The sequence below is a fragment of the Paenibacillus chondroitinus NBRC 15376 genome (genome assembly GCF_004000765.1).
In the GTDB taxonomy this organism is placed as follows: Bacteria; Bacillota; Bacilli; order Paenibacillales; family NBRC-103111; genus Paenibacillus_E; species Paenibacillus_E chondroitinus.
The window spans coordinates 17,303-27,379 of the sequence record NZ_BILW01000063.1 but is presented as its reverse complement, the minus strand read 5'-3'; the positions used below and the strand labels follow the sequence as shown (position 1 = coordinate 27,379).

Below are 10,077 nucleotides of genomic sequence, written 5' to 3'. Positions count from 1 at the left end.
CCCTAAGAGCCATTAGCTCAGTTGGTAGAGCACCTGACTTTTAATCAGGGTGTCGTAGGTTCGAGTCCTACATGGCTCACTTTTATAAGTAAACACACAAGGCCGCGAGGGTCTTTTTTTGTTTTAATAATACGGATTACTTTTAACATACAAAAAAGCATCCCAACTAGGGATGCTCTTTTTATTTCAACTTTTCTGCAACCGACTGCATTTTTTGAGACATGGAGGCCGCTTTATCACGGCGATCGTCGATTTTAATGGAGGTGGATACACGCTGCGCGCCATTCGTGAAAGGAACCTCATGTACAGCACGAATGACCTCCAGAATTCGATCTAAGGAGCCTTCTAGAATAGTTCCCATGGGTGTCATTTCGAAGGTAATATCCGCGTGTTTTTCTAGTTCTTTGTGAAGATCAGCCACATATCCGCTAAGACTTGTTGTTGCTGTCCCGATTGGGATAATTGTGAATTCTGCAATAGCCATGTATGTTGACGCGCTCCTTTCGTCTTGCCTGCTATGCTCTATTGTAGATGTTGGAAGATAGGAGATGCAACTAAACGATAGAGCAGCGCTGCCTTAAATACTTGCAAGTTCAATAATATAATCCGCAGTCCTTGCAGCAAGGGCCATAACCGTGTTGGTCGGATTGCAGCCGCCGGAGGTCACGAAGAGACTTGCATCGCAGATGAAAAGGTTCGGTATATCGTGGCTCTGGCCGTATGTGTTGACGACGGATGTAGCTGGGTTATTTCCCATACGGCATCCCCCCATGAAATGCTGCGTATCCGGAACAACGAAGGCAATTTCGCCTCCAGCGGCTTTGAGGATAAGCTGCATGTTGTCTACGGCGTGATCAATGAGTTTGCGATCATTATCTCCGTAATTAAAGGTGACAGCTGCACGCGGCATGCCGTAGTCATCTTTTTCGTCAGATAAGGAGATATGATTATCCCACTGAGGAAGAACCTCTCCTACCATCGTGAGCCGTCCGTAGTGATTGTAATTAAGCATAGCTTGTCTTAGACCTGATCCCCAAAGAGAATCTTGTGTCGATTTGCTGATCCCTTCAGCCATATCAATAGGTCTGGAACCATGAGAGTGAATCGTATAGCCGCGAGCATAACCGCGCCGAGGATCCGTCTCATAGAAATCCTGAGTAGATGCTAGAACAGGAGTCCCTTTATAAAGACGAACCTCCTGCTCAAATTTGGCATACACATCGTTGCTGCTATGCGTCATAATTGCACGGCCTACCCATCCGCTAGAATTAGCTAGACCGTCAGGAAATTGCGGCGACGCGGAATGAAGCAGCAGACGAGGCGTTTCGACGGCATGTGCGGATAAAATAACCGTTTTGGCACGCTGCCTGTACTCCGTTCCCTGGTGGATGAAAAGCACGCCGCTGGCATGACCGTTTGCGTCAACTTCGATCTGCGTGACCATGCAATCGGGGAGGATCTCTGCGCCAGCTTTTACAGCTTTGGGGATATGTACGGTTAAAGTGCTGAATTTGGCATTCGGCATGCAGCCTTGGATGCAGAAACCGCGGTTGATGCAGGGAGGACGACCATCAAAGGGAGCGGACAGAATGGCAAGCGGAGTAACGGCAGATTGAATGCCGAGTGCTTCACAGCCCTTTTGAAACAAATAGGCGTTGGGACTTAAGGGGTCTCGCTCCGGATAGGGATATGGCCCTCGAAAGTTGCCCCATGGGAAATGTTTAGGTCCAGAAACGGCAATCTCTTTTTCAATCCGATTATAGTAAGGTTCAAGATCTTTGTAATGAATGGGCCAGTCTTCTCCCACACCATCGATGGATTTGGTTTTAAAATCCGATTCATGAAATCGTAAGAAAACGCCCGTAAAGTTTTGCGTTCCCCCGCCGACTCCTCGTCCCGAATTAGAGTATCCCATGCCTAATGGAACTGTCCCGTCTACAAGCCGAGTATCTTCCCAGCCTAACTGCCGCATACTCAACTCGTCACTGGCAAAGTTCTTCTGAGGATCTCGCCAAGGTCCGGCATCCAAAACAACGACACTGAGACCGGCTTCGCTCAGCTCTTTGGCCAGAACGCCGCCAGCGGCGCCTGCTCCCACGATTAAGATATCCACCTCGTCTTGCTCGTATCTCCTCTTCATTGCTCCTTCACAGCCTCCCAGGGGTCAAGCTGGCCTGTTTCTGCGCGAACATAACCACGCGGATAGGCAGGACCGCCGAACCCAATCTCCGACCATACCAATGGATGAGAGTAATAAGCCTCAACACTGAGCTTCAGCAGTTTTTGAAACAAAGCTCTCTGCGGGACGCCGTCCCAATTTTCGGTCAGAGGGTAACTGTCGCTGCTGATTTGCAGCATAATGTGTCGCTGTGACGTCTCGTCCAGTTGAAAAAAAGGTTTGCTGTTATCAATCCAGCCAGTCTCGTCAATGGCTTTAAGCCCTTGACGTAGAAGCGTGCGCGCAGGGGGGACATTCATTTTGCGCTGCCCCTCGCCTTTGTCCTGTGTGAGAACCTCGTCGATATGACAGAGGACGTACTGAATGATTTCACCTCGATTATCATCCATAAGCAGCGAACACCAAGCCCGCAAAGTTTCTGCCTCTACATGTGTGAGGAACTGATACATGGTGTCACGCTGTAAACGTGCATTTACAATAGCCCGAGTGTTGGCATCCCATTCCTTTTGCTCATCCATGACGTTATAAGTCGGATAATAGCTATGATTTGTCATCGTCAATCAACCTCCATAAATGGCAGTAAGACCAAGAATACTTAGAAAAGAAAATAGTAGAGGCATCAACACCGGCGGTCCTGTGAGAAAGTTTCGTAAAGCAAAGCCGCCTACTCTTTTGCGCACACCACTTAAGTGAAAAGCAAAGCCGATTATACCTTGAAGGACCCCAAGCCAAAAGATGAGATGCACAGCCGTGTACCAACCATGGCGATTGACCAGCGTGCACAGAATGGAGACAAAACTGATAAGAAAAGACAGAATGACTGGACTCCACATTATTTTCTTATGAAAGTTTTGACGATAGTGCGATAAAGTCACTTGGATCCATAAGAGGAGATAGGCGACCCCGATCAAGAGAATGATGACTCGGTCCAAAGACCATTGCGTCCAAACCATATGTAGTACCTCCTATAGGACGAATATCTCTTGTACAATTATTTCCAAAAATACAAAGTTTATGAGTGCGCCGTCTCTAATGAAGCACGGATGAAAGATTTGTTAGCATTACCAATCATGTGTGCGTAAGGAAACATTTTAGGAATGAAAGTCTTTTCATTGACATGGTAATCTTGTACTAGATTAAATGGACTTTTCCATATCTACTAACAAATACGTACTGGAGGATTTAAGATGATAAAGATTCTTGCAAGACGCACAGTTGGAATAACGGCAGCGGTAACGATTGCACTGTCAGCAACAACAGCTATTTCCGCATACGCCGCTAATGATGATATGGACGCAGTTTCACTAGCCAAGAAAATGGTAGGAGTTGATTATTCCAAAGGTAGCGAAACGCCTGGTGCGGGGTTTGATTCCTCAGGCTTGATTTATTATGTCTACCAAACGCTGGATTACTCGGTTCCAAGAACGCTTGCGGATCAATTTAAAATGAATAAAAAGACAATCACGGATATGTCCAAAGCGGAACCAGGTGACGTCTTGTTCTTTGGCAGTGGTAAGAATCCATCATTTGCTGGGATCTATGTCGGTCAAGGGAAAATGGTTATGTCTTCCCAAAGCAAAGACGAAGTCGTCACTCGCAGTGTAAATGACTATAAGAGCAGTTTCATTGGCGGGAAAAGTCTTCTTTCCTCCAAGGATCGGTTGAAAGCTGAGCTTATTTTGACTGCTCAGAAATACTTGGGTACACCTTATGTTTTTGGTGCGAAATATGGACAAACCAAAACGATGGATTGCTCGTCATTTGTGAAAACCGTGTTTGCTGAGTACGACATCACACTGCCGCGGGTATCTCGCGATCAAGCCAAAGAAGGTAAGTTTGTCAGCAAAAGTGATTTGCAAACCGGCGATTTGGTCTTCTTTACAACCGTGAATTCAGGTAAAAATATTGGACATGTCGGGATTTATGTTGGTGATGGCATGATGATTCATACGTACGGTGAAGGCGGCGTGAAATTTACGTCGATTAACAAAGAGTGGTGGGCTGATCATTACGTGACGGCACGTCGGGTTTTAAAGTAGAAGAATAGCTATCAATCCAAGGAACCCTTATGCAGCCTAGTTGCAGGAGGGTTCTTTTCCATGAAACCTGCCTGATATGGTACAATAGGGAGATAGAGATAGAAGAAAGCTAGGACTAAGGAGAGACGCAGATGGATTGGGAGCGCATAAAAGAACGTTTGGAAGCGGTTTTACAGACACCTATGCACATTGGTTTGATCTCTGAAGCAGATTGGTTGCACTTATCCGAAGAACAAGCCGAACATCCGGCGAGCTTTTGTCGAAGTATTGAACGTGGGCAAGACGTGTTATTTTATTTAGCTAAGGAACATAAGGATATACGCGTTTTACAGATCGCTGGAGCCAAGCTGACGGCATCTGAGCGCAAACTCGTCGAAATGACGGTTGAGTCCAAACAAACACAGGAAAAGAAACAACGAGGCATTTACCTGTCTGAAGATGAAAGAAAAGCTCATCAGTTAAGGGATTGGCTGCTACAGCAGATGGAACTCGGTTCGACTTATGCGGAGCTGCCAGATGCGCTGGCCTCACAATCCTCTTTGTATTCAACGAAAATTCCGTTGCTTTTATACGGGGATTACTCTCAAAGCCAGAGTGTTTCTTACGCGGAGCTGAAGAAGCTGCTGGAATCTTTCTTTGAATCGGAGATTATTCTGATTCCTCTCATGGATAAAGAATGGCTGATTCTAGCGCCGGAAGGTTTACTAGCAAGCGGAAGCGAGGAGCGCGAGGGCGATGAAGAAGAAAGCGTAGAACAAATTCTAGATGCTCTGGGTTCAGGTTTATATGAAATGCTCGCGAATGAGTGGGTGGGAGAATGCCATCTAGCCATCGATTATCCGGTGAAACCCGCGAAATCGCTGTTTGCTACAATTCTCAAACTAAGGGAAACGATCATGTTGGGCCGCTCTTTTCACGTTGGCAGCTTCATTCATCTTCGTTGGGAGCTTCGCTTGGAAAAGCTGCTGCATCTGATTGAGGAAGAGGAGAAAGCGGAATTCCTGGAGCAGGTGCTGCGCGGCACCGACCATGCGCTGGACGCGGAGACGGTTACAACCCTTGAACATTTCTTCACCTTAGACTGCAATGTTAGTGAAACGGCGAAGAAGCTTTATATTCATAGAAACACGCTACTATATCGATTGGACAAGTTCAAAAATGAGACCGGACTGGATGTCCGAACGTTTAATCATGCGGTATTAGTGAGACTTGCACTATTATTGTACAAAGTAACGAAAAGAAAGTGATTTTTTTGTAGGTATTGTGCATAGTCAGTCCGGGCTTCGTGGGGTAAGATGAGTATAGTCAAAAGTTGATGAACAAGTAGTGTACATCGATAAACCGTAGGGGGAATGAACACATGGCAGGCGTACGTTTAAATCATATCGTTAAAAGATATTCTGGTGCAGAAGAATCTACAGTTAAAGATTTCCATCTTGAAATTGCAGATAAAGAGTTCGTCGTATTGGTTGGAGCTTCCGGTTGCGGAAAATCCACAACTCTTCGTATGATCGCAGGATTAGAGGAAATCACTGAGGGTGAACTTTACATCGGAGACCGCCTAGTTAATGATGTCGCTCCTAAAGACCGCGATATCGCGATGGTTTTCCAATCTTATGCCCTATACCCGCATATGACTGTTTATCAAAACATGGCATTCGGTTTGAAACTTCGTAAATTCAAAAAAGCTGATATCGATGCTCGCGTTCGCGAAGCAGCGAAAATCTTGGATATCGTTCACTTGCTGGACCGCAAACCAAAAGCTCTTTCCGGTGGTCAACGCCAACGTGTTGCCTTGGGTCGTGCGATCGTTCGTGAACCACAAGTATTCTTAATGGATGAGCCGCTTTCCAACTTGGATGCGAAACTTCGCGTACAAATGCGTGCGGAAATCACAAAATTAACAAAACGTCTTGGTGTTACGACAATCTACGTAACGCATGACCAAATCGAAGCAATGACAATGGGCGATCGCATCGTTGTTATGGATAAAGGTATCATTCAACAAGCAGCTACACCTGAAGAAATCTACAACTTCCCAGTGAACATCTTCGTTGCGGGCTTCATCGGATCCCCATCCATGAACTTCATGACAGGTACACTGACACAAGAAGGAAGCGGAATTTTCTTCAAAGCAGGTTCTGTTAACGTTGAAGTTCCAGCTGGTAAAGCACAAGTATTGAAAGACAAAGGATATGTTGGTAAAGAAGTGATTCTGGGAGTTCGTCCAGAAGACATTCACGAAGAGCCAGTATTCTTGGAAGCTTCCCCGAACACAGTATTCAACGTAAACGTTGAATTGACTGAGAACTTGGGTCACGAAATGTACTTGTACCTGAACGGTATCGGCGCTAACACAGTTATCGCACGTGTAGATGGCCGTTCCGGAATCAAAGAAGGCACAAACGTGAAATTGGCTTTGGATATGAACAAAGTTCATTTCTTCGATAAAGAATCCACATTGTCCATCTTAGCGAAATAAGTTGGAAATGAAGGGACTGAAAGGCCAGCCGGAATCGGCTGGCTTTTTTGCTGTTTGGGGAGAAACAGGAAGTTTGCGAACACTTTAGTTGATTTCAGTATCGTATTCCATTACGATGAAACTAATGGAAAGAAATGAGTATGAGCAGATGAAGCAGGTTTTGCTCAGGCAAAACGCAGAGGAGATAGGACGATGGCCAAAAAGGTGAAAGTTTCCGAGTTAGTGGAACAACTCCATATGGAGGTTCTTGCAGGTGAATCTGGGCTCAAACGTGCGATAACAACCGGAGATTTGTACCGTCCGGGTCTCGAGATGGCGGGTTATTTCAATTATCATCCGAGAGAACGTATCCAAATGCTAGGGAAGACGGAAATCACCTTCATGGAGATGCTAACGACAGGTGTTCGCAGAAACCGGGTAGAGCAGCTATGCGCTCCGGAGGAAACACCTTGCATCATCGTGACACGGGGGCTGGATATTCCAGCGGAGCTGTTGGAAGAAGCGACAAAACGTGATCTTCCCGTGCTTCGCAGTCAAATGTCGACAACCATTTTCGCAAGCCGATTAACAGGGTTTCTGGAAAATAAATTAGCGCCAAGCACGACGATTCATGGCGTACTTGTCGATGTCTATGGAATCGGTATGCTCATTACAGGCAGCAGCGGGATCGGAAAAAGCGAAACAGCGCTTGAGCTTGTAAAAAGAGGGCATCGCTTAATTGCCGATGATGCCGTTGAAATACGTCAAAACGGAGATAAAGTGCTGACAGGGAATGCGCCGGAATTGATCCGGCATTTGCTCGAAATCCGCGGCGTCGGTATTATCAATGTGATGACATTGTTCGGAGCCGGAGCGGTACGTAATGTGAAGAAAATTTCCGTCGTGGTGAAATTGGAGAATTGGCAGCAGGACAAGCAGTATGATCGCTTAGGCTTAGATGAGGAGCTCACACGCATCATTGACACCGATTTACCGCTCGTAACGATTCCAGTACGACCTGGACGAAATTTAGCGGTTATCGTAGAAGTGGCAGCGATGAACTACCGTTTGAAGCGGATGGGGTACAACGCGGCGCTGCAGTTTACGAATAAACTGACGGAATCGCTGAACGAAGATTATGAGGATTTTGATTGAGATCTGGCTAGAAAGATAGTTAACATCTGAAGGAGTGAAACTATGTTAGAAAGCGTTGCGTTCTCCCTTGGACCCATTCATGTCCGATGGTATGGCATTATTTTAGGTACAGCAGCATTAATCGGGTTACTATTGGCCATTCAAGAAGGAAAACGATTCAAGATTATTCCTGACTTTTTCATGGACTTGTTGCTGATTGGCGTGCCTTCGGCGATTATTGGGGCGAGAATATATTATGTGGCTTTCCAGTGGTCCGATTATAAGAACAATTTGGCCGAAATTTTCATGATCTGGCACGGTGGGATCGCCATCTATGGGGCGTTAATCGGCGCGATTATCGGTGTGTATTTCTATGTTAGAGCGAAAGGCTACGGTTTCTTGCGGATTGCGGATATTTGCGCGCCAGGCTTAATCGTTGGTCAAGCGATTGGACGTTGGGGTAATTTCATGAATCAGGAAGCCCACGGAGGCCCTGTTTCGGAATCATTCCTTCGCGACACGCTGCATTTGCCTAATTTTATTGTGAATCAAATGAACATTGAAGGCACTTTTTATCACCCGGCGTTTCTGTATGAATCTCTGTGGAACATTGTAGGATTGTGTGTGCTTCTATGGCTTCGCCGCAGACCATTCTTACGAGCTGGAGAGCTTTTCTTCGGTTACTTCATCTGGTACTCCATAGGAAGATTCTTCATTGAAGGCTTGCGCACGGATAGTCTGGATTTCACAGGTCCTGCATGGCTGGCTTCGTTTGTTAATGCACTTTGGTCTCCGATGAAAGTCGTCTTTGAGCCGGGTGTGATGACGTATGGCGGCAATGTGAGATTCTCACAGCTGTTAGCGCTATTGCTTGTTGTTGGAATGGCCATTTTAATTATCGTAAGAAGGAAAAAAGGGTATGCCACTGTTCACTATGCGGACCCGATTGTTTCCTCAAAAATAGTAGACAAAAACAATGTAGTGCAAGAACAAGAGCAGCATGATAAAGGAGCAGATTATGATTCAAACCGTACTGTTTGACCTGGATGGCACCATTGTGGATACAAATGAGCTGATTGTGCAGTCCTTTTTGCATAGCTTGGAAGGCGAAACGCCAGAACCCGTAAGCCGGGAATTAATCATCCCGAATATGGGGCGGCCGCTTGTCGAGCAAATGGAGTTTTTTACAGGAAGAAAAGAAGTGGAAGAGCTAATCAAGAAATATCGAACATTCAACCTGTCCAAACATGATGAGCTTGTTAGAGAGTTCCCTAACGTGCGGGCGGTTATGAAGAAATTGTATGAAAATGGGATTAAAATCGGCATCGTGACCAGCAAAATCAGACAAACCACGCTAATGGGCCTGAAATTGTGCGGATTAGACGAGTTCGTGAGCACGATCGTGACTGTAGAAGATGTGAAGGAAGCGAAACCGCACCCGGAAGGGATTCTTGCTGCTCTTAAAGTACTAGGGGGCACGCCGGATCAAGCCGTGATGGTGGGAGACAGCCATTATGACATTGAAGCCGCGAAAAATGCGGGTGTCATATCCGTTGGCGTGACCTGGTCATGGAAAGGCCGCTCTTACTTGGAGGAGTACAGTCCGGATCACCTGATTGACGATATGTTCGATCTGCTGCCTATCGTGGGTATCGCGTCGGATGTGGATGCTCATTGAGAAAAACGGACAGGTACCCGGTTGAGGGTCCTAATGCCCTGTGGCAAATCTATCATACCGTTAGCAAATGGAAGGCGATTCGCAATTTCGTATTCATCCAGATTACGCGATATTCGCCTTCGCTGCGGATGAAAAATTGGATCTATCGGCATATCCTTGGGATGACGGTGGGGGAACACACAGCATTTGCCTTGATGGTCATGGTGGATGTGTTTTTTCCAGAGAAGATACATATTGGCAATAATACGATTATTGGGTATAACACGACGATATTGGCTCATGAATATTTGACCAAGGAATATAGGCTTGGCGATGTTCATATCGGGTCTCATGTGATGGTGGGGGCGAATACGACGATTCTGCCAGGTGTAACGATCGGGGACTACGCAATCATTGGCGCAGGTTCGGTCGTGCACAAAGATGTTGCCCCGCATAGCTTCGTCGCAGGAAATCCGCTGCAAACCATACGATAATTTCAAAATGAGATATAAGAGTTGTGCGCTATTGAGCTGTACAGCTCTTTTTCTATGTAAACGTAAAGAACTTGTAAATGTAAGGAACTAGTGAAAGAGGCAATTGACGGTCC

Annotated in this window: 11 protein-coding genes and 1 tRNA gene; 8 read left to right on the top strand and 4 right to left on the bottom strand. The window is 46.1% G+C overall.

Translation table 11 applies throughout. The features are described from left to right. Positions 1-6: 6 nt before the first annotated feature. A tRNA-Lys gene (locus tag PCH02S_RS33205) sits at positions 7-79 on the top strand. Between the two features lie 102 nt (positions 80-181). Here the strand turns inward: PCH02S_RS33205 and PCH02S_RS33200 are convergent. From PCH02S_RS33200 to PCH02S_RS33185, 4 genes are all read right to left on the bottom strand, one after another. Then, positions 182-484, bottom strand: coding sequence for an MTH1187 family thiamine-binding protein (locus PCH02S_RS33200; RefSeq protein ID WP_127458386.1), 303 nt, complete (start codon positions 482-484; stop codon positions 182-184). A 93-nt stretch (positions 485-577) separates the two neighbouring features. Next, positions 578-2,140, bottom strand: a complete 1,563-nt coding sequence (locus PCH02S_RS33195; RefSeq protein WP_127458385.1) for a GMC family oxidoreductase — start codon at positions 2,138-2,140, stop codon at positions 578-580. Then, the gene (locus PCH02S_RS33190) at positions 2,137-2,733 is read right to left on the bottom strand and encodes a gluconate 2-dehydrogenase subunit 3 family protein (protein WP_127458384.1); all 597 of its coding nucleotides are present in this window, start codon (positions 2,731-2,733) and stop codon (positions 2,137-2,139) included. The genes PCH02S_RS33195 and PCH02S_RS33190 overlap by 4 nt, the downstream gene beginning before the upstream one ends. 6 nt (positions 2,734-2,739) lie before the next feature. Continuing rightward, entirely contained in the window at positions 2,740-3,132 is a 393-nt protein-coding gene (locus PCH02S_RS33185; protein WP_127458383.1) for a hypothetical protein, read from the bottom strand. Positions 3,133-3,366: 234 nt separating this feature from the next. On the opposite strand from PCH02S_RS33185, the gene PCH02S_RS33180 reads away from it, so the two are divergent. From PCH02S_RS33180 to PCH02S_RS33150, 7 genes are all read left to right on the top strand, one after another. Next, positions 3,367-4,218 carry a C40 family peptidase gene (locus tag PCH02S_RS33180; protein WP_127458382.1) on the top strand — a complete coding sequence of 284 codons (852 nt, stop codon included), beginning with the start codon at positions 3,367-3,369 and terminating at the stop codon, positions 4,216-4,218. A gap of 131 nt (positions 4,219-4,349) precedes the next feature. Continuing rightward, positions 4,350-5,465, top strand: a complete 1,116-nt coding sequence (locus PCH02S_RS33175; protein WP_127458381.1) for a PucR family transcriptional regulator — start codon at positions 4,350-4,352, stop codon at positions 5,463-5,465. A gap of 113 nt (positions 5,466-5,578) precedes the next feature. Continuing rightward, entirely contained in the window at positions 5,579-6,700 is a 1,122-nt protein-coding gene (locus PCH02S_RS33170) for an ABC transporter ATP-binding protein (protein WP_127458380.1), read from the top strand. A 192-nt stretch (positions 6,701-6,892) separates the two neighbouring features. Further along, positions 6,893-7,834 (top strand): HPr(Ser) kinase/phosphatase, encoded by a 942-nt coding sequence (hprK, locus tag PCH02S_RS33165; RefSeq protein ID WP_127458379.1) that lies wholly within the window; start codon positions 6,893-6,895, stop codon positions 7,832-7,834. Between the two features lie 42 nt (positions 7,835-7,876). Continuing rightward, the gene (gene lgt, locus PCH02S_RS33160; RefSeq protein WP_127458378.1) at positions 7,877-8,854 is read left to right on the top strand and encodes a prolipoprotein diacylglyceryl transferase; all 978 of its coding nucleotides are present in this window, start codon (positions 7,877-7,879) and stop codon (positions 8,852-8,854) included. Further along, entirely contained in the window at positions 8,832-9,491 is a 660-nt protein-coding gene (gene ppaX, locus PCH02S_RS33155; protein WP_127458377.1) for a pyrophosphatase PpaX, read from the top strand. The genes lgt and ppaX overlap by 23 nt, the downstream gene beginning before the upstream one ends. After that, the gene (locus tag PCH02S_RS33150; RefSeq protein ID WP_127458376.1) at positions 9,488-9,964 is read left to right on the top strand and encodes an acyltransferase; all 477 of its coding nucleotides are present in this window, start codon (positions 9,488-9,490) and stop codon (positions 9,962-9,964) included. Before ppaX ends, PCH02S_RS33150 begins: the two co-directional genes overlap by 4 nt. Positions 9,965-10,077: the final 113 nt, after the last annotated feature.

Bases quoted from the DNA above. Each gene is read 5' to 3' on its own strand.
- PCH02S_RS33180 (WP_127458382.1), top strand. From the start codon at position 3,367: ATGATAAAGATTCTTGCAAGACGCACAGTTGGAATAACGGCAGCGGTA.
- PCH02S_RS33200 (WP_127458386.1), bottom strand. From the start codon at position 484: ATGGCTATTGCAGAATTCACAATTATCCCAATCGGGACAGCAACAACA.
- PCH02S_RS33170 (WP_127458380.1), top strand. From the start codon at position 5,579: ATGGCAGGCGTACGTTTAAATCATATCGTTAAAAGATATTCTGGTGCA.
- hprK (WP_127458379.1), top strand. From the start codon at position 6,893: ATGGCCAAAAAGGTGAAAGTTTCCGAGTTAGTGGAACAACTCCATATG.
- PCH02S_RS33175 (WP_127458381.1), top strand. From the start codon at position 4,350: ATGGATTGGGAGCGCATAAAAGAACGTTTGGAAGCGGTTTTACAGACA.
- PCH02S_RS33195 (WP_127458385.1), bottom strand. From the start codon at position 2,140: ATGAAGAGGAGATACGAGCAAGACGAGGTGGATATCTTAATCGTGGGA.
- PCH02S_RS33185 (WP_127458383.1), bottom strand. From the start codon at position 3,132: ATGGTTTGGACGCAATGGTCTTTGGACCGAGTCATCATTCTCTTGATC.
- ppaX (WP_127458377.1), top strand. From the start codon at position 8,832: ATGATTCAAACCGTACTGTTTGACCTGGATGGCACCATTGTGGATACA.
- lgt (WP_127458378.1), top strand. From the start codon at position 7,877: ATGTTAGAAAGCGTTGCGTTCTCCCTTGGACCCATTCATGTCCGATGG.
- PCH02S_RS33190 (WP_127458384.1), bottom strand. From the start codon at position 2,733: ATGACAAATCATAGCTATTATCCGACTTATAACGTCATGGATGAGCAA.